Source organism: Brevibacillus panacihumi W25 (assembly GCF_000503775.1).
Lineage (GTDB): Bacteria > Bacillota > Bacilli > Brevibacillales > Brevibacillaceae > Brevibacillus > Brevibacillus panacihumi_A.
In genome coordinates this window covers 259,267-282,500 of the sequence record NZ_KI629787.1, presented here as the reverse complement: position 1 = coordinate 282,500, position 23,234 = coordinate 259,267, and the positions used below count along the sequence as shown (strand labels likewise).

At 52.7% G+C, this 23,234-nt stretch carries 23 protein-coding genes (1 of these 23 running past the window's edge); 4 read left to right on the top strand and 19 right to left on the bottom strand.

The genetic code is table 11. The features are described from left to right. The 15 genes from T458_RS54775 to hprK all read right to left on the bottom strand — a co-directional run. A protein-coding gene (locus T458_RS54775) for a TRAP transporter permease (protein WP_023555377.1) crosses the window boundary here: on the bottom strand, nt 1–421 show its 5' portion. It extends 1,547 nt beyond the left edge of the window; 421 of the gene's 1,968 nt are visible here — the first part of the coding sequence; its start codon is at nt 419–421; its stop codon lies off the left edge, out of view. After that, the gene (locus tag T458_RS54770; protein ID WP_023555376.1) at nt 418–936 is read right to left on the bottom strand and encodes a DUF1850 domain-containing protein; all 519 of its coding nucleotides are present in this window, start codon (nt 934–936) and stop codon (nt 418–420) included. Before T458_RS54770 ends, T458_RS54775 begins: the two co-directional genes overlap by 4 nt. A 49-nt stretch (nt 937–985) precedes the next feature. Beyond that, the gene (locus tag T458_RS54765) at nt 986–2,005 is read right to left on the bottom strand and encodes a TAXI family TRAP transporter solute-binding subunit (protein WP_023555375.1); all 1,020 of its coding nucleotides are present in this window, start codon (nt 2,003–2,005) and stop codon (nt 986–988) included. Nucleotides 2,006–2,170: 165 nt separating this feature from the next. Further along, nucleotides 2,171–3,538, bottom strand: coding sequence for a sigma-54-dependent transcriptional regulator (locus tag T458_RS54760; RefSeq protein WP_023555374.1), 1,368 nt, complete (start codon nt 3,536–3,538; stop codon nt 2,171–2,173). After that, entirely contained in the window at nt 3,513–5,480 is a 1,968-nt protein-coding gene (locus T458_RS54755) for a transporter substrate-binding domain-containing protein (protein WP_023555373.1), read from the bottom strand. The genes T458_RS54760 and T458_RS54755 overlap by 26 nt, the downstream gene beginning before the upstream one ends. 99 nt (nt 5,481–5,579) lie before the next feature. Next, nucleotides 5,580–6,221 carry a bifunctional phosphoribosyl-AMP cyclohydrolase/phosphoribosyl-ATP diphosphatase HisIE gene (gene hisIE, locus T458_RS54750; protein WP_023555372.1) on the bottom strand — a complete coding sequence of 214 codons (642 nt, stop codon included), beginning with the start codon at nt 6,219–6,221 and terminating at the stop codon, nt 5,580–5,582. Beyond that, nucleotides 6,218–6,976, bottom strand: a complete 759-nt coding sequence (gene hisF / locus T458_RS54745; RefSeq protein ID WP_023555371.1) for an imidazole glycerol phosphate synthase subunit HisF — start codon at nt 6,974–6,976, stop codon at nt 6,218–6,220. The genes hisIE and hisF overlap by 4 nt, the downstream gene beginning before the upstream one ends. 1 nt (nt 6,977) lies before the next feature. Next, nucleotides 6,978–7,715: a 1-(5-phosphoribosyl)-5-[(5-phosphoribosylamino)methylideneamino]imidazole-4-carboxamide isomerase gene (gene hisA, locus T458_RS54740; RefSeq protein ID WP_023555370.1), complete on the bottom strand. Its 738-nt coding sequence runs from the start codon at nt 7,713–7,715 to the stop codon at nt 6,978–6,980. Continuing rightward, on the bottom strand, nt 7,712–8,341 hold the full coding sequence (hisH, locus tag T458_RS54735; RefSeq protein WP_023555369.1) for an imidazole glycerol phosphate synthase subunit HisH: 630 nt from the start codon (nt 8,339–8,341) through the stop codon (nt 7,712–7,714). Before hisH ends, hisA begins: the two co-directional genes overlap by 4 nt. A gap of 1 nt (nt 8,342) precedes the next feature. Then, nucleotides 8,343–8,942, bottom strand: coding sequence for an imidazoleglycerol-phosphate dehydratase HisB (hisB, locus tag T458_RS54730; RefSeq protein ID WP_023555368.1), 600 nt, complete (start codon nt 8,940–8,942; stop codon nt 8,343–8,345). Then, the gene (hisD, locus tag T458_RS54725; RefSeq protein ID WP_031306331.1) at nt 8,939–10,240 is read right to left on the bottom strand and encodes a histidinol dehydrogenase; all 1,302 of its coding nucleotides are present in this window, start codon (nt 10,238–10,240) and stop codon (nt 8,939–8,941) included. Before hisD ends, hisB begins: the two co-directional genes overlap by 4 nt. Nucleotides 10,241–10,255: 15 nt before the next feature. Continuing rightward, entirely contained in the window at nt 10,256–10,906 is a 651-nt protein-coding gene (gene hisG / locus T458_RS54720) for an ATP phosphoribosyltransferase (RefSeq protein WP_023555366.1), read from the bottom strand. 3 nt (nt 10,907–10,909) lie between these two features. Next, on the bottom strand, nt 10,910–12,085 hold the full coding sequence (locus T458_RS54715; protein WP_023555365.1) for an ATP phosphoribosyltransferase regulatory subunit: 1,176 nt from the start codon (nt 12,083–12,085) through the stop codon (nt 10,910–10,912). A 166-nt stretch (nt 12,086–12,251) separates the two neighbouring features. After that, nucleotides 12,252–12,755: an acyltransferase gene (locus T458_RS54710; RefSeq protein WP_023555364.1), complete on the bottom strand. Its 504-nt coding sequence runs from the start codon at nt 12,753–12,755 to the stop codon at nt 12,252–12,254. 24 nt (nt 12,756–12,779) lie between these two features. Continuing rightward, nucleotides 12,780–13,715, bottom strand: a complete 936-nt coding sequence (gene hprK / locus T458_RS54705) for an HPr(Ser) kinase/phosphatase (protein ID WP_023555363.1) — start codon at nt 13,713–13,715, stop codon at nt 12,780–12,782. Between the two features lie 236 nt (nt 13,716–13,951). On the opposite strand from hprK, the gene T458_RS54700 reads away from it, so the two are divergent. Genes T458_RS54700 through T458_RS57405 form a run of 3 tightly spaced genes read left to right on the top strand, consistent with a single transcriptional unit; the run spans nt 13,952 to nt 16,081 of the window. Next, complete coding sequence (locus T458_RS54700) at nt 13,952–15,307, top strand: sensor histidine kinase (RefSeq protein ID WP_023555362.1); 1,356 nt, start codon at nt 13,952–13,954, stop codon at nt 15,305–15,307. Between the two features lie 13 nt (nt 15,308–15,320). Continuing rightward, nucleotides 15,321–15,938 carry an accessory gene regulator B family protein gene (locus tag T458_RS54695; protein WP_023555361.1) on the top strand — a complete coding sequence of 206 codons (618 nt, stop codon included), beginning with the start codon at nt 15,321–15,323 and terminating at the stop codon, nt 15,936–15,938. After that, nucleotides 15,935–16,081: a hypothetical protein gene (locus tag T458_RS57405; protein ID WP_023555360.1), complete on the top strand. Its 147-nt coding sequence runs from the start codon at nt 15,935–15,937 to the stop codon at nt 16,079–16,081. The genes T458_RS54695 and T458_RS57405 overlap by 4 nt, the downstream gene beginning before the upstream one ends. 58 nt (nt 16,082–16,139) lie before the next feature. Here the strand turns inward: T458_RS57405 and T458_RS54690 are convergent, their stop codons facing one another. The 4 genes from T458_RS54690 to uvrB all read right to left on the bottom strand — a co-directional run bounded on the left by T458_RS54690 (nt 16,140) and on the right by uvrB (nt 22,113). Continuing rightward, nucleotides 16,140–16,505 carry a phage holin family protein gene (locus tag T458_RS54690; RefSeq protein WP_023555359.1) on the bottom strand — a complete coding sequence of 122 codons (366 nt, stop codon included), beginning with the start codon at nt 16,503–16,505 and terminating at the stop codon, nt 16,140–16,142. A gap of 33 nt (nt 16,506–16,538) precedes the next feature. Further along, entirely contained in the window at nt 16,539–17,168 is a 630-nt protein-coding gene (locus T458_RS54685; protein WP_023555358.1) for an HD domain-containing protein, read from the bottom strand. An 85-nt stretch (nt 17,169–17,253) separates the two neighbouring features. After that, nucleotides 17,254–20,121 carry an excinuclease ABC subunit UvrA gene (gene uvrA / locus T458_RS54680; protein WP_023555357.1) on the bottom strand — a complete coding sequence of 956 codons (2,868 nt, stop codon included), beginning with the start codon at nt 20,119–20,121 and terminating at the stop codon, nt 17,254–17,256. Nucleotides 20,122–20,136: 15 nt separating this feature from the next. Continuing rightward, nucleotides 20,137–22,113 (bottom strand): excinuclease ABC subunit UvrB, encoded by a 1,977-nt coding sequence (gene uvrB / locus T458_RS54675; protein ID WP_023555356.1) that lies wholly within the window; start codon nt 22,111–22,113, stop codon nt 20,137–20,139. Nucleotides 22,114–22,270: 157 nt separating this feature from the next. On the opposite strand from uvrB, the gene T458_RS54670 reads away from it, so the two are divergent. Next, entirely contained in the window at nt 22,271–23,170 is a 900-nt protein-coding gene (locus T458_RS54670; RefSeq protein WP_023555355.1) for a flagellar hook assembly protein FlgD, read from the top strand. Nucleotides 23,171–23,234: the final 64 nt, after the last annotated feature.

The window sequence follows — 23,234 nt, the reverse complement described above, 5'->3', positions numbered from 1 at the left end:
AAGTAATGACCGCAAAAACAACATCCAGCGTGGAAGGGATGCCGCCCCGATTCACGATTTCCAGGTAATAGATAAAAATATAGCCCGCCGTGCCCAAGGCTGCGAGGGCCAAAATCCCATCCAACAGGGACAAGGTTTTGCGTGATGCCTTTTTCCAGCCTGGATACAGCAAAAAAATAAGACACAGAATGATCGCGACATGCAAGGAACGGTGCTTTAGCGTCACAAGTGGAATCGCATACGCTGCATACATGTGATACAGGGCGAAAGCCACCGCAATCAATGTAATGAGCAGACTCATCCCTTTTTTGGAAAATCCGCGATAGCCGGCCTCCAAGTCGTATTCCTGCAAAACTTCCTGGGCTTTGCTTTCATTCACACGGATCTCTTCTTCATTAGGCATTTTGATTTCTTGGCTCAACCTTGTGTCACTCCTCTCTCGTTTAATCCGGCAGTAAAACGGTACCACCAGGGATACCAGCCCACCGACAGCCCCAGTGAAGACCCCAACGGCACTACATCGGCCAGTTTCCAGGTTCTCCCGCCGGCTCGCAGCATGTAATCGTCTCGTGTAATCAGGTAAAGCACCTGGTCGCGTTTCTCATGCAGGCCAGTGACCGTGATCCATCCGTCCTGCACCTTGACCTGAACTCCTTGCTGGTCTTGAAAATGAACCGGGACCCCTGCGCCATAGGATTGGAAAGAAGTCGCTGCCAGCTCCATCCCTGAAAATCCGGCGACCTTGTAGGTTTCGCGCCAAGGGGTGAGCTCGACCGAGTGAATCCATTCAATTTGAAATTGGTCTTGTATCTGCAACGGCACGACGCCAAGCAATTTCTGCCGATGGAAATCGTGGAGCTCCAAATAGGGATGGGGCCCGATCAAGACAAGCCCCATCATCAAGAGAAGGAAAAAGACAGAAAGCCGTTTGCGCATGATTGTTCCTCCTTCCTTCCCCTGCAAAATCTCTGCATTTCTGCTTACATTAGTTCAAAGCTCCAACTTCCTTGTAGTACTTCTCTGCACCTGGATGCAACGGCACGACCAGGTCTTTGCCCGCTTCCTTCACATCAATCTCTTTGGCTGCATTATGGGCTGCTTGCAGGGCAGGCAATTCTTCAAAAAAGGTTTTCGTCAGATTGTACGCCTGCTCTTCCGACAAATCGGCACTCAGCAAAAGAATGTTGCGAATGGCTGCCGTTTGCACCGCTTCATCGTTCTTATATACGCCGGAAGGAATCTCGGCTGAGACAAAGAACGGGAACTTCTCGGCCATTTTCTCCACGTCTTCTTTTTTAATCGGAACGATTTCCACATCTTTGGTCGTCACCAGATCAATCACCGACGCATTCGGCAAGCCCGATGTGACGAAGGCCGCATCAATCGTATTGTTTTTCAGCTGCTCAATCGCTTCCGCATAAGAGAGATAGTCTGCCTTGATGTCGTCATAGGTAATGCCATGACCAGCCAGCACCATGCGCGCATTCACTTCTACACCTGAGTTGGGCGCACCGACACCGACGCGTTTTCCTTTCAGGTCATGCACCGATTTGATATTGCGGTCTTTCAGGGTGACGATCTGCACGTAGTTGAGGTACAACCCCGCCATCGCGCGCAATTCTTTAATGGCCCCGCTATCCTTGAAGTTTTCTTCTCCCTGGTAGGCAAACGTCGTTACATCAGACATCACGAAAGCCAAGTCTGCCTTTTTGCTTTTGATCAAATTGATATTTTCCACGGAGGCACCCGTCGACTGGACAGAAGCGTTGTAGCCCAGCTTGTCCTTGTAAACCTTCGCCATTGCCCCTCCGATGGTGTAGTACGGACCGGAGCTGCCGCCCGTCGCGATCGTCAGGAATTTCTGTTCTGCGCCGCCGCTTGGAGCTGCAGCCCCTCCAGCATTGGCATCTCCCTGCGCGGGTGCCGACGACTGTCCCCCACAGGCCGTAACAGTCAATGCCAGCAATGCAGATGACAGGATGGCAATCACTTTTTTCTGAAACATGATAAATCCCCCTCTATTTATGAAATCGCTTTCATTCTTCTAAACAATTGCAATCCCCATGCCAATCCCCAAGATCGGCATTTTATTCAGATCACAACGCCAACCCGCACGAAAAACGGCAAAAAACTCCCTTGCCCAGCGGAATTTTTTGCCGTTTTTGCGGATTCATAGGATCTCTTGATATTGTTTCAGCTTCTGTCTCAAGCCGCGCTCACTGATTCCCAATTGTTCAGCCGTCTTTTTCCGATGTCCTCCGTGCGATTCCAGCGCATGCATAATAATCCGACGCTCCGCCTCCTCCAGGGTTACGCCTGACGGAATTACAATGCCCTCCTGGTCGCGATCGGTCTGACGCTGACTGCTCGTCCGTTCCATCAGAGCCGGAGGCAGCTCATCCAACGTAATCACTTCCCCCTGCGACAGGGCGACTGCGTATTCCACAATGTTCGCCAATTCCCTCACGTTCCCCGGATAGGCGTAGCCGTACAGCCATTTTTTTGCTTCGGCGGAGAAGCTTTTTGTGCCTTTTCCCAATGTGACGACTGAATGACATAGAAAATGCTCCAGCAGAAGGGGTATATCCTCTCTTCGTTCCCTTAAAGAAGGAGTGCGGATCGGAATGACGTTCAAGCGGTAAAACAAATCCTCCCGAAATCGCCCGCGTGCCACTTCTTCTTCAAGCTGTCGATTGGTTGCCGCAATGATGCGAATATCTACTTCCTTCGTTTCGTAGCTTCCCAGCGGCGTCACCACCTTTTCCTGGATGACCCGCAGCAGCTTCGCTTGCAGCGCGATCGGAATTTCTCCAATTTCGTCGAGAAAGACCGTACCTCCCTGGGAACGCTCGAACAACCCTTGCTTGCTTTGGTACGCACCTGTAAATGTGCCTTTTTCATGTCCGAACAATTCACTTTCCAGCAGCGCTTCCGGTATTGCGGCACAATTGATGACGGAAAAAGGCGCGTCCCTGCGATTTCCTTCAAAATGGATCGCCCGCGCTACCAATTCCTTTCCTGTCCCGCTCTCGCCTGTGATCAAAATGCTGGAGGAGATGTCCTTCACCTTTTCGATCAATTGAAAAACCTTCTGGATGGCGGGTCCCTTTCCGACAATCCCCGCGTAGGATTGCTGCTGTCGAACCGCTTCGCTCAATGCTTGTACTCGCCTGTGAAGATTCCGGTAATCCAACGCCTTGTGCAAAAGCAGCTTGACTTCGTCCATGCGCAACGGTTTTGCCAAATAATGGTAAGCCCCTGCTTTGATGGCCTGCACCGAGGATTCGATCGTTCCGTATGCCGTCATCATGATCACGGTCATCTCCGGCTTGATCTGTTTGAAGGTTGCCAGCAGTTCCAGACCACTGTATGTGCCCAGACTCAGATCCAACAGCACGCAGTCTATTTCCTTGGTCCGAACGATTTCCAGAGCTTCCTGCGGATCCGTAGCAGTCCACACCGTGTACTCATCCTCCAGAGCAAATGAGAGGGAAACGCAAATCGAGGGCTCGTCATCCACGATCAACAAGTGCGGCATGTTTTTCCTCCTTTCCGCAAGTGGGCTCATTGGCACAAGCAAGCCGCATGGTAAAGGTCGTTCCTTTTCCAGCGGTACTGCTTCCTGTCAGCAGGGTTCCATGCTCCCACATGATTTTTTGACTGATGTACAGGCCGAGTCCAACCCCTTGCGACTTGGTTGTATAAAAAGGCTCAAATAGCCTGTTCCACTGCTCCTCCTGCATGCCTTCGCCCGTATCCGTTACAGACACCAACACCTCGCCTGCCTTTTCTTCGGCACTGATGATCAGCTCCTTGTCCTCACAGGATGCCATTGCCTCCATCGCATTCAGCACAAGATTAATCAACACCTGCTTGATTCTGCCTCTGTCCACGAGCACGAACAGCTCGTCTTCCGCTTGAACCTTCACCTGGATGTGCTCAGCCTCAAATCGCCTGGCAAACAGCACGAGAACGGATTGAATGATTTCTTTCACGCGAGTCGGCTGCAATTGGATCGGACGCGACCGAGAGTAGTCCAGCAAATCCTCCACGATGCGATTCAAACGCTCCATCTCTTCCGGCACATAGCGAAGCAATTCGGAGCGAAAGCGCGGATCGTCGATTTTTTTCGGCAGCATCTCCACGAATGCCTTGATTGCAGTCAACGGGTTTCGCATCTCATGCGCGATCCCTGCTATTAATTGGCCCAACGACCGCATTTTCTCCTGGGCAATCAAACGCGTCTGCATGCGCTTTTGATCGGTTCGCTCCGCAAGGGTGACGATCCAGCCGACATGCTCCTTGGCAGCATTGGCGAATGGGGCCATATAGTAATGAAAGTCTCGCTGCGACTCCTCTCCCCGCTGGAACTCCCCTTCATACTGGTGCGTCGGCTTTCTGAACGCCTCTTCGATGGGCAATTCAGGCAACAAGGTGACAATATGCCTGCCCAAAGCCTCGTCCCCAATCTCCAGCAGGCGGCACCCTACCTGATTGATCAAGGTAATTCGTCCTGATACGTCTAGAGAGAGAATAGCGCTTTCCGTGTGATCCAGCACTTTTCGCTGAAATGCCAGTACATCCGCCAGAACCGCCGTCTGTCTCCTCACTTCTGCTTGCAGCCGCTTGTTCCAGGCAAAAAAGAGGGCGAGCGAAATAATCCCCAGCGCCAGCACGAATAGCAGACCAATGACCAGCTTGCGCCACCAGTCCGTCAGATGCGGGGAATACGGTTCAAAATATTCGCTGTAAAGGCGTGAATAGGTGCCGTCCCGATATAATTGGTTCAAGCCCTCGTTCAGCTTGAGCAGAAGCTCTGTGTGACCATCCCGAACGGCAAATGCGTAATCGGTCGGATTAATCAGACCCGAGCGCATTTCGTACTCTTCCAGCCGATTTTCCTGACGCAGCACATACTCCGCTGTCCAGCGATTCCCAATGAAAGCGTCAGCCCGTCCTCGCAGGAGATTTTCCAAGGCTTCCTTTTGACTGAAGGAGACATTCATTTTGACTCTTCGCACGCTCTCCAAAAGCTCCATGCTGCTGTGCGAGCGCTGGATGGCCACTACTTTTTCGCTGAGCTGATTCAATGTATAAATGGATTCGTCCTCTCGCGGAACAAGCAGCACCTCTGACATGGTAAAAAAAGCTTCGCTAAAATCAAAAATCTCGTCGTAGCGACTGGTGTATTTCATCCCGACCACTACATCGACGGCTCCCGTCTGCAAGGCGTTTACGGCATCCTCCCAGTCGAGCGGTACATACTCCAATCTCCAGTCATGTTGCGTAGCGATGGCCTGGATCAAGTCGATGTTGAAGCCTTCGATGTGATGTCCGTTCTCGTCCGCCGAGGAAAAAGGAGGCAAGGCTCTATCAAATGCTACACGCAGCACCCTTTCTTCCGCCTGGACGGGCATGGATAACATGCCGCTCAACATGAGAATGATCAGCAAAAAAGGCCAAAGCCGCTGTGCAGTCACTACTTTCCTCCTCTTCCCATTGCAGGGAATACAGAATTGTCTGTTATTTTTTCAATAGTATCAAAAAAGCCATCCTCTGGAAAGAGAATGGCTTCGGCTTCAACGGCGTCGTTCCAATTCCGACAATACTTCATCCAATGGCAGTTTTTGCTCGCGGAGCAAGACCAGCAGATGGAAGATCAGGTCGGATGCTTCATATCGCAACTCTTGGGGATCGCGGTTTTTCGCCGCAATGATGACTTCCGCTGCTTCCTCCCCTACCTTTTTCAAGATTTTGTCGACCCCTTTTTCAAACAGGTAGGTGGTATAGGAGCCTTCCGGGCGCTCTGCCTCGCGCTCGGCGATTAACTGCTCCAGCTCCCCCAGGATGGCATAGCGGTCAGATCCGCTCTTCTCTGTGCTTTCCTCTTCTGGCAGCATTTCGCCGGCAAAGCAGCTGTATGCCCCAGTATGGCAGGCAGGACCGCTTGGCACGACCTGAACAACCAAAGAATCTCCGTCACAATCAGCCTTTATGGAAACGATTCGCTGCGTATTCCCGGAGGTCGCTCCTTTATGCCACAGCTCTTGACGGGAACGGCTCCAAAACCAGGTTTCCTTCGTTTCCAGCGACTTTTGCAGCGATTCCCGATTCATATACGCCAGGGTCAACACCGTTTTGCTTACGGCATCCTGCACGATCGCGGGGATCAGGCCATTTTCGTCAAATTTCAGTTGCTCCCAGTTCCATTCTGTTGTCATGGCCTTACTACAACTCCTTTGGATTGCAGATACTCTTTTACGGCTTGTATCGAGGTTTCGTCATAGTGAAAGATAGAAGCTGCCAACGCTGCGTCCGCTTTCCCTTCCGTCAGCACATCGTAAAAATGCTCGCGTGAACCGGCTCCGCCTGAAGCAATGACAGGGATGCCGACTGCTTCCGATACACGGCGGGTCAGCTCGATGCCAAAGCCCTTTTTCTCCCCGTCGTCATCCATGCTGGTCAACAGCAGTTCTCCTGCGCCCAGCGCCTCCACTTCCCGGGCCCATTCGACGACAACTCTGCCGGTCGCATTGCGGCCGCCGTGCGTATACACTTCCCAACGCCCGTCGCCGACCTTTCTCGCATCGATGGCAACTACGATGCACTGGGAGCCAAAAACGGTCGCCCCTTCGCGAACCAGCTCCGGTCGCAATACAGCTGCTGTATTGAGCGAGATCTTGTCCGCTCCGGCCCGCAGGATTCGCTTCATATCCTCGACGCTGTTGATCCCGCCGCCAACGGTGAACGGAATCGTGATATTGGCTGCCGTGCGCTCGATGACATCCACCATCGTTTTACGTCCTTCATGAGAAGCGGAGATGTCCAAAAAGACGAGCTCGTCTGCGCCTTCTTCGCTGTACTTCTTCGCCAGCTCCACCGGGTCCCCGGCATCGCGCAGCCCGACGAATTGCACACCTTTTACGACACGTCCGTCCTTTACGTCCAGGCAGGGAATAATACGCTTTGCCAACATCCTACTCACGCTCCCCCATGCGGCGCAGTGCCTCGTCTAAAGTGAAAGCATCCGTATACAGCGCCTTGCCCACGATGGCACCGGACACCCCGTCAGCCGCATGTGCCGAAAGCGTCAGCAGGTCATCCAGCTTGCTGACTCCGCCGGACGCGATTACGGACTTGCCCGTCGCGACAGCCAGCCCCGCGATCTCTTCCACATTGGGTCCAGTCAAGGTGCCGTCGCGTGCAATATCGGTATAGATAAACGTCTCTGCCCCATAGGAGACGAGCTTTTGGGCCAGCTCTGTCGCTTTCACATCGGTAGTCTCCAGCCAGCCCCGCGTAGCCACAAGACCATTGCGGCAGTCGAGACCGATCGCGATCTTGTCGCCGTGAGCCGCAAGAATTTTTTTGGTAAAAGGCTCGTCCTCGATAGCTGCAGTACCGACGATGACGCGAGCCACTCCCGCTTGCAGGTAATCAGCAATCTGCTCCTCTGTGCGAATGCCCCCGCCTACCTGGACGGGAACGGAAATGGTACGAGCGATTTCCTTGATCAATTCGGCGTTTGCAGGCTTCCCTTCCTTCGCCCCGTCCAGATCAACCAAATGGACCCATTCTGCTCCTTGAGCTACCCAACGCTTCGCCATTTCCACCGGAGAGTCCGCATAGACGGTCTCCTGCGCATAATCGCCCTGGAACAGCCGAACACATTTGCCGCCTCGAATATCAATAGCCGGATAGATGATAAAACTCATGCCAAGCCCCCCTCGCACTGCACCGCGAAATTACGCAAGAGACGCATGCCCGTGTCCCCGCTTTTTTCTGGATGAAACTGCATGCCGTACACATTTCCCTGCCCTGCGATCGCCGTGACGTCCTGGTAGTAATCGGTCGTCGCCAGCAAGATGTCCCTCGCCTTTACCCGGACGTGGTACGAGTGCACGAAGTAGACATAATCGCCTGTCTGCACGCCGTCCAGCAGCGGCAGCTTTCTGGCGCCATCGCCTTTGATCTCCAGCTGATTCCAGCCCATATGGGGAACCTTGTATTCCCCTTGAAAACGTACGACCTCTCCTGCGAGCAAGGACAAGCCCTGGTGCTCGCCATGCTCCTCGCTTTTGTCAAACAAAAGCTGCATCCCCAGGCAGATCCCGAGAATCGGTCGGCCAGAAGCGGCATAGTCCCGGATTCCTTCCACCAGGCCCAGCTCCCTGATGTTGGCGATAGCATCCCCAAACGCACCGACTCCTGGCAGGATCAGCCCCGTATACTCCTTCAGCCGCTCCGGTCGGGAGACGAATTCATAGGTGTACCCCAACCGCTCCAAAGCCTTGCTCAAACTGTACAAATTCCCCATGCCGTAGTCGATGATGCCGATCATTTTACAAAACCCCTTTGGTAGACGGAACGCCTTTGACGCGCGGATCGATCATTGTCGCTTCATCAAGTGCGCGGCCCAATGCCTTGAAAATCGCTTCGATCATATGATGCGTATTGTGACCATAGTGGAGAATCACGTGCAGGTTGATGCGCGCCTCCAAAGCAAATTTCCACAAAAACTCGTGAACCAGCTCAGTAGGAAACTGTCCCACCATCGGCGTCTGGTACGTCGCCCGGTATTCAAGATGCGGGCGGTTGCTGATGTCGATCACGACCTGTGCCAAAGCGTCATCCATCGGCACGAAGGCGTTGCCGTAGCGCTTGATCCCCTTCTTATCGCCCAATGCCTCCCGTACAGCATTGCCCAGGCAGATCCCAATGTCCTCGACTGTATGGTGATAGTCGATCTCGATATCTCCCTTGGCCTGCACCTGTAGATCGAAAAAGCCATGGCGGGTAAACGCGTCCAGCATGTGATCAAAAAAAGGCACGCCTGAATCCAGCTTGCTCTCGCCCGTGCCGTCTATCCCGAAGGTGAGGGCGATTTGTGTTTCTTTTGTATTGCGCTCAATCTGCGCTGTACGCTTTTGCTGCTCGCTCATCCGTTGTCACGCTCCTGCTCTTCACTTGTAAAGTCACGAAGCCTCTCTGATATGGCACGGCCGTGTGCAGCCAGCCCCTCTTGTTCGGCAAGGGTCACGATTTTATGTCCATTCCCCTCCAAATCACGTCTGCTGTAGGAGACCACACTCGATTTTTTGATGAAGTCATCCACCGATAAAGGCGAGGAAAAACGCGCGGTGCCGTTCGTCGGGATCACGTGATTGGAGCCTGCAAAATAATCGCCGACAGGTTCAGAGCTGTATGGCCCGAGGAAAATAGCCCCGGCATTCTCTACCTTGCCCAGATGCGCAAACGGATCTGCCGTCATGATCTCCAGATGCTCCGGTGCGATCTCATTGATCACGGCAAAGCCTTCGTCCAGATCGTTTACCAGAATAATCGCGCCATGGTTGCGAATCGAAGCCTCCGCGATCGACTTGCGCGGCAAATCGGCCAATTGGCGTTCAACTTCCTGCGCTACGGCCTGCGCCAAAGTTGTCGACGGGGTCACCAGCACAGCTGCAGACATCGGATCATGCTCGGCCTGGGACAGCAGGTCCGCTGCCACATAACGCGGATTGGCGGTATCGTCAGCCAGCACGGCGATTTCGCTCGGACCCGCTACCATATCGATGCTGACCAGACCAAACACTTCTCTTTTCGCCAGCGCAACGTACATATTGCCCGGTCCGACGATTTTATCCACCGCTTTGATCTGCTCCGTACCGTAGGTGAGGGCCGCTATCGCCTGCGCTCCTCCTACCTTGTAGATCTCGGTCACACCCGCGATTTTGGCAGCGAAGAGAATCGCCGGATTTACTTTTCCATCCGCTCCAGGCGGCGTCGTGATCACCACTTCCGATACTCCGGCAATCTTCGCAGGGACGGCATTCATCAAGACACTGGACGGGTATGCGGCTGTTCCCCCGGGTACGTACAATCCCACTCGTTTTAATGGACGGATGATTTGGCCGAGGATCGTTCCGCTCTCTTTGGTGGAAAACCAGGATTGGCGAACCTGCCGTTCATGGAAGTCGCGAATGTTGGCGGCTGCTTCTTTCAATGCCTCTTGCACATCCTTGGAAACAAGCGACTCCGCCTCTGCGAACTCCGCTTCACTCACGCGAAAATCGGCTAATGCCACTCGGTCGAACTTCTCTGTATAGGAACGGAGCGCTTGATCCCCCCGTTCTTTGACTTCGGCGAGGATCGCTTTGACCGTTTCTTGCTGCTCTTTCGTCCCCGAATCGACAGAGCGTTTGGCTTGGTATTGCTCGGCTGGGATGATTCTCAGCATGTTGCTCACCCTTTTCTATCTGATTGAACGAGGGATAACCTCCATAAACTTCTGTGCAATATCGTCTACCGCCCCACTTTTCATCCGGTAGCTTGCGCGGTTGGCGATCAGCCTTGTCGTGATTTCACAGATATGCTCCAGCTCGATCAGCCCATTTTCCTTCAAGGTACGGCCCGTGGAGACGATGTCGACGATGCGATCCGCCAGCCCGATCATCGGGGCCAGCTCGACCGATCCATTCAGCTTGATGACCTCCACCTGCTGCCCCTGCTCGCGAAAATAGCGAGAAGCGATTTTCGGATACTTCGTGGCGACACGCGGCGCCTCTGTCGGCTTCCAATCCGGCATGCCGGCCACCATCATTCGGCAGTAGCCAATTTGCAGATCCAGCAGCTCGTATACGTCGCGCTCTTCTTCCAGCAGTACATCCTTGCCTACCACCCCGACATCCGCGACGCCGTACTCTACATAGGTCGGTACATCCGTCGGCTTCGCCAAGATAAATTCCAGCTGCGCGTTTTCTACGGGAATGACCAGCTTGCGCGAGTCTTGCAATTCTGCCGTAACCTGCAAGCCTGCCTGCTGCAAAAAGTGGACGGCTTCCTCAAAGATGCGCCCTTTCGGCATCGCAATGGTCAGTTTTTGTGAACGGTCCAATGAGCTCATCTCCTACTCCTCCTTTTGCGTCATGCAGATTATTTTGGCGTACACAGCCTTGTCGCTGTCCGTTACATCGGATTCTTGTTCGATCAGCCTCGTCACGACCACCAGACCATCCTCGCGCAGCAATTGCGCCTCCGCCAACGCTTCACGTCGTCGCTGCGCGGTATAGCACAGCAGGACTCGAGCAGGCGGGGGGCCATCCATCTCTGGCGTGACCAGCAAGAGGCGATCCATTTTGATCGCAAAGCCTGTAGCTGGCGCCGGGCGTCCAAACTGGGCTGCCAGATGATCGTAGCGTCCTCCGCCAAGCAGCGGCGAGCCCAGATCTGCCGCGTATCCTTCAAAGACAACACCTGTGTAGTAATTCAAATTGCTGATCAGGTTGAAGTCGAGCAAAAGATCGTCCGTCACCCCATACGCTTCCAGCGCATCCCAGAGAGAAGCGACTGTATCGACCGCTCTGCGCGCCTTTCCATTCACCGTCAATTCTCTGGCCTCGTCGATCTTTCCCTTGCCGCCGCGCAGACGGAGCAGGGACTCCAATCGATGCTTCGACTCCCCCGGCAGCTCCAGGGATGACAGCAGCTGGCGGTATCCGACGAAATCCCGCTCATACAGGAAGGTGCGGAATTGGCTTTTCACCTCTTCATCGGCAATCTCTTCCTCCAGCAGACCCTCGACGAAATCGACATGACCGATAGCGATTCGGAACGTCGCTACACCTGCCGCCCGCAGGCAGAAGACAGCCAGGGCAATCGCTTCGGCATCCGCATCCTCCGACGCATCGCCAATGAGCTCAATCCCCGTCTGAAAAAACTCCGCATTGCGGCCCGCTTCCTTTTCCTGGGCTCGAAACACATTCGCTTGGTAAAACAGACGGATTGGCAACGGCACATCTTTATATAAGGAAGAAACCACCCGTGCGATCGGCGTCGTCATATCTGGCCGCAAAACGACGGTATGTCCTTGTTTGTCCAACAGGCGAAACATTCGATCGGTTACAATTGCGCTGGCAACCCCGACTGTATCGTAATACTCCAGGGAGGGCGTGGAAATTTCCTCGTATCCCCAGGGTTCAATGCACTTCCGCAGCGCTCTTTCCAAATGCCGTTGTTTGACCAGCGAATCTGGCAATATATCCCGCATTCCCAACGGCTTTTCAAATCCCAACGGCTTTGTCATCGTGATACCCTCCTGCGCCTCGTTGCTTTACTCTGCTAATATGGTAGCAAACTAAAGTGTTATGTAGAAGAGTATCACGGAATGTATGGATGGTCAACAGCGATACGAATAGTCAGAAAAGAGCAAAAAAGGGGAGACACTATTGAGTGTCCCCCCGCTTTCACAATCATTCCGTTTCCTTGCTTGCTGTACCTTCCCGGATAACCTGCATCGGATTGCCCCCGACAAAAGCGCCTGGCGCAACATCCTTGTGCACGACGGTTCCTGCAGCTACAATGGCCCCGTCCCCGATCGTCACACCCGGAAGAATCGTCGTATTGGCCCCGATCAGTACGTTATCGCCAATCCTCACCTCTCCGAGACGGTATTCATCCACAAGGTATTCATGCGCCAGGATCGTCGTATTGTATCCGATGACGCTATTTCGCCCAATCTTGATCAATTCCGGAAACATGGTGTCCATCATGACCATCAACGCAATGGCGGTATGCTCCCCGACCTCCATCCGCAAAAAGGTGCGATACAGCCAGTTCTTCCAGGACAAGAAGGGAGTGTATCTGGCCAGTTGAATCACAGCAAAGCTTTTCATCACCTTCCAGAAGCTCACGGTCTTGTACATCTGCCACAACGGATTGGCACCGTGAACGGGATAACGCGTGGTGTTTCTCATTTCGGCTTGTCCCCTTCTTCTTCATTAGAGATCCGCTTCGGCATCCTCCAGAATCGCGTCGGATTGTTTGCGCGAGAAGTGAACCGCTGCATTGTAGCCCATCCGCTTCAAACGGAAGTTCATCGCCGCTACCTCAATGATAACGGCGAGGTTTCGACCAGGTCGTACCGGAACAGTGATGATCGGAATCTCCATATCCATGATCTTGACTGTCTCTTCATCCAAGCCAAGCCGCTCGTACATCTTGTGCGGCTCCCACAGCTCCAGCTGCACGACCATCTCAATATTTTTCACATTTCGCACTGCCCCGGCTCCAAACATCGTCATGACATTGATGATGCCTACGCCGCGGATTTCCAGCAAATGCTGAATCAACTCCGGCGCGCTGCCGCTCAACTGTCCGCCTTGGGTCTGCCGAATCTCTACCGCATCGTCTGCCACCAGGCGATGGCCGCGTTTGACCAATTCCAGGGCCGCTTCACTTTTTCCGATCCCGCTTGCGCCCATGATCAGGACACCGACCCCGTAGATATCCGTCAACACCCCGTGGATCGTGGTCGTGGGAGCCAAGCGGTTCTCCAAGTAGTTGGTTACTTTCCCTACCAGTGTCGTGGTCGCCAGCGGGGATTGCAGCACCGGAACATTGTACGTGTTCGATACCTCGATCATCTCATCCGGCACAGGCAAATTGCGGGTTACGCAAAAACAAGGCGTCTGCCCCTGCATGAGAAAATTCATTCGTTCCAGCCGCTCTTCCCGCGACAACGTCTTGTAAAAGGTAACCTCAGTCAATCCAAAGAGTTGTATCCGCTCTTCTGCATAATAGGAATAGTAACCGGCTAATTGCAGCCCAGGACGACTGAGATCCGTCACAGTTATTTCTCTTCCTAGTCCTTCTTCGCCGCTTAAAATATTCATGTTGAAATGATGGGCAAGATGACCCACATTTGTCTTGCGCATGAGGCTTCCCCCTAACACAAGGATTTTCATCCCCGTTCTTCCCTCTATTGTATCGAAAGGTGTGTAGCGGCGACAACCGTTCTCCCTGCTTCTTCTTGCAACACTTTGTTGTATCATTTACATTTTTCTTCTTATTTCATAAGATAGAAATGTTGTTACCTATTGTTTCATAGATTTGCCACATGTATTTACCATAGATCAGTCTTTTGAATCTCGGACTGAAAGGAGGCATCATCTTGGATCTTATACTGCGATTCGTTCTTGTGGACGTACCGGAAGCCTTCTTATTGTTGACCATTGGTCTGGCGATGTTTAACCGTTCGATATTCGAGCATAAGAAGAAAGCTTTGCTGTTCGCTGTTCTCTTGTCCGTATGTGGCGAGCTTTTAGCCTTGTATGAAGTATCTTATCAACCCAAAGTATTAACCATGTTCCTTTGCATGACCTTGATTTTCTACTTTTTGTATCAGCCCGGTCTTCTCAGGGCGGTCTTTATGTCTACCGCGAGCTTGGGCTCCATGATTCTGGCAGAATTTATCCTGCTGATCATTTACAACAGTCAACAGATTTACTGGCTGGATATCCTCTCGACAAACATGCTGATGGTGGTGGTACGGCTTCTCTATCTGGGGCTTTTGCTGATCTGTGCGGTGATCCTGCGGCAGATGAAATTTGATATACGCCGCCTGTTTCCGAGGAATCGATATAATCGTTATCTTTTTCTGCTGATTTTGGTAGGAAGCATCGAATTTTTGCTGATTCTCTTTATGAATACGTCCTTCTTTCTCAGAGAGAACAATTCGACTCTGGCACAGCTTTACACCCCGCAATTTCAGATGCTCTTTCAAATATTGATCCTGGTCTTATTTATTCTGATCGTCTTCTTGTTCCGAGTATACCTGACCTTGACCATTCATCGCGTCGAAGAAGAGACGGGGACCCCTTATCTGAAAAGCATTCACGATATGCTGACTGCCATACGTTCGATCAAGCATGACTCCCTAAACCATTACACTGCTATTAACGGCTTTTTGAAAAAGGGTTTGTATGATCTTGCGAAAGAGTACGTAGAGCAGCTATTGCAAGAAATCCTGATCACAGAGAAGACGGTAGATTCCAGCTCCCATGTGCTGGGAGGAATCAAGAATCCCGCAGTCTCCTCCTTGCTTCAGTCCAAAATGGCCTTATGTCTGGCAGAGCGTATTCCTTTGACCATGAATGTAACCACTGGAAATCAATTTGCTCATATCAAAACCTATGATTTAATCAAAATATTGGGAAATCTATTGGATAATGCCATTCGTGCCACTTCTTACGAGCTTGAGGAAAATCGGTATATCCGGCTGGATTGGGGTCAATCCGAGCGTGAACTCTTTCTTATCATTGAAAATAGCGGCCCCTGCATCCCCGAGGATAAGCTGAACGAAGTCTTTTCCATCGGATATACAACGAAGACAAACGGGCAAGGAGGTCTGGGTCTTTCGATCGTCAAATCTGTAACCGAGCGTTACGGAGGCAAAGTCACTGTCTGTTCTGAAAATGGCATAACCCGTTTCCATGTTTCCTTTGCAAATCGATCGGATCGCGATTAGGAGGGATCATGATATGACATGGTCAGAGAAGATATCTTTACAACTCGCCAAAAAGATCAAGACGGAGGATTCTCCTTACTCGATTGGCCAGCTCGCTCACGGCATCGAGATCGTCCTGCTAAATATCATCAACGGCCTTGCCTTGCTCATCGTATCGGCATTGTTTGGAATCATCGCAGAAGTATTTCTCGTCACTTTCCTGTTTTTTGTGTATCGCATGATTACCGGGGGCGTACATCTGCGAAATCCTTGGACCTGCGCGGTCGCTACCTTCTCTCTCATGAACGCCGGCGGATATATTCTGAAGCATCTGCCGGCGGTTCCTACCCCTTACATATATCTCCTAATTTTGGGAGCAATGGGTCTTGCATTTCTGGTCAACTTCCGATATGCACCCGCAAAACATACATACGTTCCTGATCATCCTGAAATCCAGAAAAGAAATAGGAAGATTGTACTTTTTTTGCTTGCAACCAGTTGTACCTTGTCCCTCCTTTTGGTAGAATATGCTTATAGTCTAATTATTGCGAACATCATCGCTGCTTTGATGCAATCTGCTCTTTTGTTGCCTGGCTCGTTCCAACTTGTTTCCCGCATGGAAAATTTCTTTGAGAGGGTGGTTGAAAAATGAAAAAGGTACAAACGTTGTCCAATCATTTCTTTGCCCGTATTTCTTCTCTAAATCTATCGGGAGTCCTGAAGGTTGGCCTGATTTACGAACCAGTTCCTCCTCAAGTCCGAGATAAGCAGCTATCTGAAGAGATGAAAAAATAGTGAAGATAAACTTGAAAATCCCGCGTATCCCCTCCGATGAGGGACAAGCGGGATTTTTTTATGATCTCTTTTTCTTTCCGAGAATCAAATCAATCAGCCATCCAAAAAAGCTCATCAAGGCCGCAGCGACAATCACGGTGCCGAGATTGCCGGGCCATGGTCCCAACTCAAAGCCATCAATAAAAAAGGCTGTCAGGGCGAATGTAGCGGCATTGATAACGAACCAGAACAGGCCCAAGGTCAGGATATGCAGCGGGAAGGTAAGCAACATGAGCACCGGTCGGACCAATGTATTCACGATCCCCAGCACCAAAGCCGCCCAAACCGCCACAGACAAATTCGCAATGGTAATCGAATCGAACCACGAACTGATGTAAAAAAGAGCTGCACCATTCAGGAACAGCATGACTAACCATCGGAACATCAGCTTCCCTCCTCTCTTTGCAAGCGGTCCATGTTAGCGTATGCCTCGCACTTCTTCTTCCCACTGTTCAAAAAACTGTGTCATAAAGCGATGCCTTTCTTCGGCGATCTGCCGGGCTGTAGAGGTGTACAGCTTGTCTTTGATGCGCGACAGCTTCCATTCGAACTCTTTTTGCGGTGTATGCTGCCCGGGGTCCTTGGTGTCAATCGGCTGTCCCAACACGCCGGAATAAGCAAAAGCGCGGGCTACCCCAATCGCGCCGATGGAATCCAATTTGTCCGCATCAAAGAGTATTTTCTCTTCCAGCGTAACGGGCGGGCGCTCTTTGCGAAAGCGGTGAGCGAGGATCGCGGCTTGAATCTGCTCGATTTGCCCTGATTCCCGCCCCTCCCTCTGCAAAAGCTCCTGGGCGTGACGCGCGCTGATCTCGGCATGGCACTCTCCTGTTCTTCGCTCCTCTGCCCGTCCGATGTCGTGCAGCAGAGCAGCTAAGCGCAGAACCGTCATTTGTGCCCCTTCTACCCGTCCGATGCGCTCACACATGCCGATCACCCGCAGATTATGCTCCCAGTCATGTGCGGGGTCTTGGCCGTCGAAGAGATTCTTCGCCGTTTGTACCAGATGTTCTGGCAGATGTGACAAGGCTTCCGCTGCGTAGTCCATGCGAGTGACCTCCTTATACCATTTTAGATGGACGGGAAAAAAGATATGACCGCTTGCGAATACAAACGGCCATTCCGATTACCCATTATTTGGAGATTAATTGCTCCATCCTTGCCTTGGTCCGTTCCCGATCACGTTCCAAAATCGGCTTCAGGTAGGTTCCTGTATAAGAGCCTTGCAGTTCGGATACTTGCTCCGGTGTGCCGGTTCCCACGATTTGGCCGCCGCGGGTTCCTCCCTCAGGTCCCAGATCGATGATGTAGTCAACCGTTTTGATTACATCCAGATTATGCTCGATCACCAGTACGGTATCACCATTTTCGACCAATCGCTGCAATACCTTGAGCAGGCGGTCAATATCATCGGTGTGCAAACCAGTCGTCGGTTCATCGAGAATGTACAACGTACGCCCCGTACTGCGGCGATACAGCTCCGAAGCCAGCTTGACACGCTGCGCCTCCCCGCCGGACAGGGTCGTCGCAGGCTGCCCCAGCTTCATGTAGCCAAGCCCGACATCGATGATCGTCTGCAGCTTCCGCTCAATTTTCGGCAGATTGCGGAAAAACTCCACCGCATCCTCAATGGTCATCTCCAGTACGTCCGCAATGCTTTTTCCCTTGTATTTCACGTCGAGCGTTTCTCGATTGTAGCGCTTGCCATGACATACCTCGCACGGAACGTAGACGTCCGGCAAGAAGTGCATCTCGATTTTGATAATCCCGTCCCCGCTGCACGCTTCACAACGCCCGCCTTTGACGTTGAAGCTGAAACGGCCCTTTTTATACCCGCGCACCTTGGCCTCATTCGTAGAGGCAAACAGATCGCGAATGTCATCGAACACGCCGGTATACGTGGCAGGATTGGAACGCGGCGTACGGCCGATCGGTGACTGGTCGATATTGACCACCTTGTCCAAATGCTCCAGTCCAGTGATGCGGCGATGCTCACCCGGCTTCACCTTGGCTCCATTCAGATCGCGCGCCAGGGTTTTCTGTAAAATTTCGTTGATCAAGGTGCTTTTCCCGGAACCGGAAACACCTGTAACTGCAACGAACAGCCCAAGCGGTATTTTTGCCGTCACATTTTTCAGGTTGTTTTCCTTGGCTCCCTCGATTTTGACCCACTTGTCGCTCGGCTTACGGCGCTCCATCGGCACAGGAATGAACTTGCGCCCGCTCAAATAAGCGCCTGTAAGGGATGCCTCGCTCTGCATCAATTCCTCTGGAGTCCCAGCCGCCACCACTTTTCCACCGTGGATTCCTGCACCGGGTCCGATGTCGATGATGTAGTCGCTGGCCATCATGGTGTCCTCGTCATGCTCGACTACGATCAAGGTATTGCCCAGCTTGGTCATATGCTCCAGCGTCTTGATCAGCCGCGCATTGTCTCTTTGATGCAGACCGATGCTCGGCTCATCCAGAATGTAGAGAACACCCATCAGGCTGGAACCAATCTGCGTAGCGAGGCGAATCCGCTGGGCTTCTCCGCCTGAAAGCGTCCCGGCGGCGCGGCTCAAGGTCAGATAATCAAGACCCACGTCAATCAAAAAGTGAAGACGCGCCCGGATTTCCTTGACGATCAGGTTGGCGATCTTCTCTTCCTTTTCAGTGAGTTCCAGGCCTTCCACGAAGGAATAGGTATCTGCGATGGACAAATCGGTCAGCTCGGAAATGCTGCGGCCCCCGATCTTGACTGCCAGGCTTTCCTGACGGAGTCGATGCCCTTTGCAGACCGGACAAGGCTTCTGGCTCATGTAGCCCTCGATCTGCTCGCGAATATAGTCAGAGCTGGTCTCCAGATGGCGGCGTTGGAGGTTCGGGATAACCCCTTCAAATGCAACCGTCGCCTCGCGCACCTGTCCAAACTCATTCTCATAGCGGAATTGGATCTTTTCACCCTGGCTGCCATACAGAACAATTTTCACATGCTCCTCAGGCAGCTCCTCGAAGGGAACATCCATGCGAATTCCGAAATGGCGGCAGGCTGATTCCAACAGCTGCGGGTAATAGGTGGAGGACTTCGGCTCCCAGGCCGCCACAGCCCCTTCGGCCAGCGAAATGGTCACATCAGGCACGACCATGTCCGGGTCTACCTCCAGCTTCACACCAAGTCCATCACACTCCGGGCAGGCGCCAAACGGACTGTTGAAGGAGAAGATTCGCGGTTCCAGCTCCCCGATGGAGAAGCCGCAGATCGGGCAAGCGTGATGCTCGCTGAACAAAAGCTCCTCCTGCTCCATCACGTCGACGATTACCTTTCCTTCCGACAAACGGAGCGCTGTCTCGAAAGAATCCGCCAGCCTCGCCTGCACGTCTGGTTTGACCACGATCCGGTCGACGACGACCTCGATGCTGTGCTTCTTGTTTTTTTCCAGTTTGATTTCTTCCGACAGGTCGATGATTTCTCCATTCACGCGGACGCGGACAAAGCCTTGCTTGCGGATGTCATCGAGCAGCTTGACGTGTTCACCCTTGCGTCCCTGCACCATCGGAGCGAGGATTTGCAGCCTGGTCCGTTCGGGATATTCCATGACCCGATCTACCATCTGTTCTATCGTCTGGGACTGGATCTCGATCCCGTGCTCAGGGCAAATGGCTCTCCCAACACGGGCATAAAAAAGACGCAGGTAATCGTAGATCTCTGTGACCGTACCCACTGTCGAGCGCGGGTTGCGGCTGGTTGTCTTCTGATCGATGGAAATCGCCGGAGACAGCCCTTCAATCGAATCCACATCCGGCTTGTCCATCTGCCCGAGGAATTGACGGGCGTACGCAGAGAGGGACTCCACATAACGGCGCTGCCCCTCTGCGTAAATCGTGTCAAAAGCAAGCGAAGACTTCCCCGATCCGGACAAGCCCGTCAGAACGACGAATTTGTCCCTCGGGATCACAACATCAATATTTTTCAGGTTGTGGGCGCGCGCGCCCTTCACCACGATATGTTCCAATGGCATGAAATTAACCTCTCCTTAGAGTTCAGCCTTCAGCTCCATAATCAAGTCACGCAATTCGGCAGCGCGTTCAAACATCAGATTGCGCGCCGCTTCCTTCATCTCTTCTTCCATCCGCTCAATGACAGCCAGTCGATCCTTCTTCGGCATCTTCTTGAAGTCAGCATGCGGCAGATAATCCGCCTTCTCCTCTGCCACCTTGGTTGCTTCGATGACCTCGCGCACTGCTTTCTTGATCGTTTGCGGCGTGATGCCGTGCTTTTCATTATACGCCATCTGAATCTGGCGGCGGCGCTCCGTCTCGCGGATGGCTGCCGTCATCGAATCCGTCATCTTGTCAGCATACATGATGACGCGCCCTTCCGCATTGCGAGCCGCCCGGCCGATCGTCTGAATCAACGAGCGCTCGTTGCGCAGGAAGCCTTCCTTGTCCGCATCGAGGATCGCTACCAGCGATACCTCCGGCAGATCCAGTCCTTCCCGCAAAAGATTGATCCCGACCAGGACGTCGAACTCGCCCAGGCGCAGCGAACGGAGGATCTGCATCCTCTCAATCGTCTTGATGTCAGAGTGCAGATAGCGAACTTTGATCCCGATATCCTTCAGATAGTCGGTCAGATCCTCCGACATTTTCTTCGTCAGCGTCGTGACCAAGACCCGTTCGTCTTTGGCGATGGTTGCCTGAATCTCGCCGATCAGGTCATCAATTTGTCCTTTGATCGGCCGGACAGAAATCGTCGGATCGACCAGTCCGGTCGGGCGAATTACTTGCTCTACCACTACTGGACAATGCTCCAGCTCATACGGTCCAGGCGTCGCAGAGATGTAAATCGCCTGCGGCACTTTCGCTTCAAATTCATCGAACTTCAACGGGCGGTTGTCCCTCGCGGATGGCAGACGGAAGCCATGCTCCACCAGGACGTCCTTGCGCGCGCGGTCGCCGTTGTACATCCCGCGCACCTGCGGCAGGCTGATGTGCGACTCGTCAATCAGCACGAGGTAGTCCTCCGGAAAGTAATCCATCAGCGTGTACGGCGCATGCCCAGGCGGAAGTCCTGTCAGATGGCGCGAGTAGTTTTCAATCCCGGAGCAAAAGCCCATCTCCATCATCATCTCGATGTCATAGCGCGTGCGCTGCTCCAACCGCTGCGCCTCCAGCAGCTTACCTGCCTCACGCAGTTCGGAAAGCCGTTCTGCCAGCTCTGCCTCGATGCTTTGTATGGCCAGCTTCATTTTTTCTTCGCGCGTAACGTAGTGGGAGGCCGGGAAAATCGCGACGTGCTCCCGTTGGCCCAGAATCTCGCCGGTCAGGACGTCAATCGAAGTAATTCGTTCGATCTCATCACCAAAAAATTCAACGCGAATCGCCTGCTCGCCATGTGAAGCAGGGAAGATTTCCACCACGTCGCCCCGCACGCGAAACGTCCCGCGAACAAAATTGATGTCGTTGCGCGTGTACTGGATGTCTACCAGCCGATGCAAGACCTCGTCGCGTCCCTTTTCCATGCCGACTCGCAAGGACAGAAGCAGCTCCCTGTACTCTTCGGGAGAACCCAAGCCGTAAATGCAGGAAACAGAAGCGACGATAATCACATCGCGCCGCTCAAACAGCGAGCTGGTCGCCGAGTGGCGCAGCTTGTCGATTTCTTCGTTTACACTGGAGTCTTTTTCAATGTAAGTATCTGATTGGGGAATGTACGCTTCTGGTTGATAGTAATCGTAGTAGCTGACGAAATATTCCACAGCGTTGTTGGGGAAAAACTCCTTGAACTCCGCGCACAGCTGGGCAGCCAAGGTCTTGTTGTGAGCCATGACCAGCGTCGGCTTGTTTACCTGGGCGATCACCTGCGCAGCCGTGAACGTTTTGCCCGTCCCCGTCGCGCCCAGCAAGGTCTGATGCCGCTTGCCCGCTTTCACACCCGCGACCAGCTCGGCAATGGCTGCAGGCTGGTCACCGGATGGTTGGAACTCCGATACCAATTCAAAACGATCCATTCCCTCGTTCATCTCCTCGTTGCCTATCTCTTCTATCCATTATAACACAATTCTGGTGAAGTTAAGCCGGAAATTCGAACAAACGTTTGTCTTTACACTTTTGTCTTTTTTTCCGATATGTATGATAGCAGATCCGCTACTTTCAGGGAGGTTCGTCATGTCGGACAACACCGTTAAAAATAACCCTTATATACAACCCCATATGAGCTACAAAGGCAAAAAGGAGTTCTCTACCGAGCTGGACCAGAATGCCTTCATGAAGCTTTTGCTCGAGCAGCTGAAACATCAGGACCCGATGTCCCCGATGGACAACTCCCAATTCATCCAGCAGACCAGCATGATGACCATGGTGGAGAAAATCAGCAAGATGGCTGCATTGATGGAGCAATCCAACAACAGCATGCTTACGTTGGAGAAATACGAATCACTGGTGGGTCGCACCGCAACCTACACGCTGGCAACCACCGATCCCGTGACCCAAGAAAACTCCATCGAAACCAAGAAAGGCAATATCGAAGCTGTATACATGGACAACAACAAGATCTACTTCCGCATTTCCGGCGAGTCCACTCCGATTCCACTCAACGACATACAAGGCCTGGAATCCAAGGGGATGACCGGCAACGCGCTGGATAGCAGCCTGAAGCACATGGAGATGATCGGCAGCGAGATCACCTACAAGACCACTACCCAGGTAGAGGGACAAGAGCCTATAGAAGAGGTAAAAAATGGCGTTATCACCGGGTTTGCCATGAAGAACGGAGTAACCCAATTCCAGTTGGACAACGGCGACAGCGTCAAGCTGGATGAGATTCAGGGCATGACCAAGCAGCCGGAGAGCCAGGCAATGAGCAACTCGCTGCAATACGCGCAGATGATCGGTTTTACCGTCACTTATCACGAATCGACCACCAACTCAGACGGCACCACTTCCACCGCCGAGCAGTCCGGAGTCATCCAGGCTGTCAGCATGAAAAACGGCAAGGTCGAGTTCGTCTTGGACAATGGCAAACGAGTATCTTTGCAGCAAATCACGGGCTACGAAGCCCAACTGTAGCTTCCAAACCAAAATCCGCACTTCATCCAGTCTGGACAAGTGCGGATTTTCTTTTCTCTGTATT

Bases quoted from the DNA above. Each gene is read 5' to 3' on its own strand.
- T458_RS54770 (WP_023555376.1), bottom strand. From the start codon at position 936: ATGCGCAAACGGCTTTCTGTCTTTTTCCTTCTCTTGATGATGGGGCTT.
- uvrB (WP_023555356.1), bottom strand. From the start codon at position 22,113: ATGGATCGTTTTGAATTGGTATCGGAGTTCCAACCATCCGGTGACCAG.
- uvrA (WP_023555357.1), bottom strand. From the start codon at position 20,121: ATGCCATTGGAACATATCGTGGTGAAGGGCGCGCGCGCCCACAACCTG.
- hisB (WP_023555368.1), bottom strand. From the start codon at position 8,942: ATGAGCGAGCAGCAAAAGCGTACAGCGCAGATTGAGCGCAATACAAAA.
- hisG (WP_023555366.1), bottom strand. From the start codon at position 10,906: ATGAGCTCATTGGACCGTTCACAAAAACTGACCATTGCGATGCCGAAA.
- T458_RS54685 (WP_023555358.1), bottom strand. From the start codon at position 17,168: ATGGACTACGCAGCGGAAGCCTTGTCACATCTGCCAGAACATCTGGTA.
- hprK (WP_023555363.1), bottom strand. From the start codon at position 13,715: ATGCGCAAGACAAATGTGGGTCATCTTGCCCATCATTTCAACATGAAT.
- T458_RS54765 (WP_023555375.1), bottom strand. From the start codon at position 2,005: ATGTTTCAGAAAAAAGTGATTGCCATCCTGTCATCTGCATTGCTGGCA.
- hisD (WP_031306331.1), bottom strand. From the start codon at position 10,240: ATGCTGAGAATCATCCCAGCCGAGCAATACCAAGCCAAACGCTCTGTC.
- hisA (WP_023555370.1), bottom strand. From the start codon at position 7,715: ATGAGTTTTATCATCTATCCGGCTATTGATATTCGAGGCGGCAAATGT.
- T458_RS57405 (WP_023555360.1), top strand. From the start codon at position 15,935: ATGAAAAAGGTACAAACGTTGTCCAATCATTTCTTTGCCCGTATTTCT.
- hisH (WP_023555369.1), bottom strand. From the start codon at position 8,341: ATGATCGGCATCATCGACTACGGCATGGGGAATTTGTACAGTTTGAGC.
- T458_RS54670 (WP_023555355.1), top strand. From the start codon at position 22,271: ATGTCGGACAACACCGTTAAAAATAACCCTTATATACAACCCCATATG.
- hisF (WP_023555371.1), bottom strand. From the start codon at position 6,976: ATGTTGGCAAAGCGTATTATTCCCTGCCTGGACGTAAAGGACGGACGT.
- hisIE (WP_023555372.1), bottom strand. From the start codon at position 6,221: ATGACAACAGAATGGAACTGGGAGCAACTGAAATTTGACGAAAATGGC.
- T458_RS54760 (WP_023555374.1), bottom strand. From the start codon at position 3,538: ATGCCGCACTTGTTGATCGTGGATGACGAGCCCTCGATTTGCGTTTCC.
- T458_RS54710 (WP_023555364.1), bottom strand. From the start codon at position 12,755: ATGAGAAACACCACGCGTTATCCCGTTCACGGTGCCAATCCGTTGTGG.
- T458_RS54690 (WP_023555359.1), bottom strand. From the start codon at position 16,505: ATGTTCCGATGGTTAGTCATGCTGTTCCTGAATGGTGCAGCTCTTTTT.
- T458_RS54715 (WP_023555365.1), bottom strand. From the start codon at position 12,085: ATGACAAAGCCGTTGGGATTTGAAAAGCCGTTGGGAATGCGGGATATA.
- T458_RS54695 (WP_023555361.1), top strand. From the start codon at position 15,321: ATGACATGGTCAGAGAAGATATCTTTACAACTCGCCAAAAAGATCAAG.